An 890-nucleotide genomic window follows, 5' to 3' on the forward strand; every position below is an offset into this window, starting at 1 on the left:
CACTGCCACTGCTGTCCAAGACAGGCGAATCCGGCGGATGACATGCTGAACTGACGCGGGTTCCGGACGGCTTGTGTGTGGATTTCAGGATCGTGCCCCCATGGGTGCTGTCCAACATCAAGTGAATGCGAATGCGCCCTGGGGTGATTCRTCGGGATCGGGCGGCGCTGTGAACGGCTCGTCGATCCACGCCATCAGATCACGGTGGGTAAACAGATTCATGCGCAGCAGYGCCACCAGGTTGGCCATGCTCCAGCCGAAGCGCGAGGACATCTGCAAGTAGCGCAGCAGCAGCATGCAGATCAGTGCTGTCCAGATCTGCGTCTTGACCGCGTTGGCCGACGTGCCCACGAAGGTCTTGATCTTCAAGTTYTGTTTGAGCGATTTAAAAAACAGCTCTATTTGCCAGCGGTCCTTGTAGATCGCGGCGATCGTGCTGGCCCCCAGATGATGGAGGTTGGTCAGGAACACCAGCGTCTCGCCGGTGTCCTCGCGCACCGCCTCCACCCGGCGCAGCAAGTGCGGGCACTTGTCATGCGCGCCAGCGCTGCTCAGSCGGATGGTCTGGTCGCGCACGATGGTGCGGTTTTGCGGCGGCTCGTGCTCCTGGACGACCTCRTAGAGGGCATCCCTCTTCATGCGGGTCACAAAGAAGACGCCCTGGGTGCACCACTGGCCGAAGAGCCGGTAGTCGTTGTAGCCCCGATCGTCCACCACGATGGTGCCGGCGCCGAAGTCGATCCACTGGGCAACCTTCACGTCTGCCACCTTGCCGTCGGTGACCACGCCGAAGCACGGCAGGTAGCCGTCGTGGTCGAGAACCAGGTGCAGCTTCACCGCGCCCTTGGTACGCTGGTACTTGGCCCAGTCGTACAACGACAGGCTCAGGT

General features: G+C 61.6%; 1 protein-coding gene. It reads right to left on the reverse strand.

Annotated features, from left to right (window positions below):
* Positions 1-117: 117 nt before the first annotated feature.
* Positions 118-890, reverse strand: a 773-nt coding sequence (locus tag AC1DY5_RS57270) for an IS4 family transposase (protein ID WP_478122980.1), incomplete at its 5' end; no start/stop codon positions are given.

It is taken from the genome of Variovorax sp. P4_D9 (assembly GCF_056401695.1).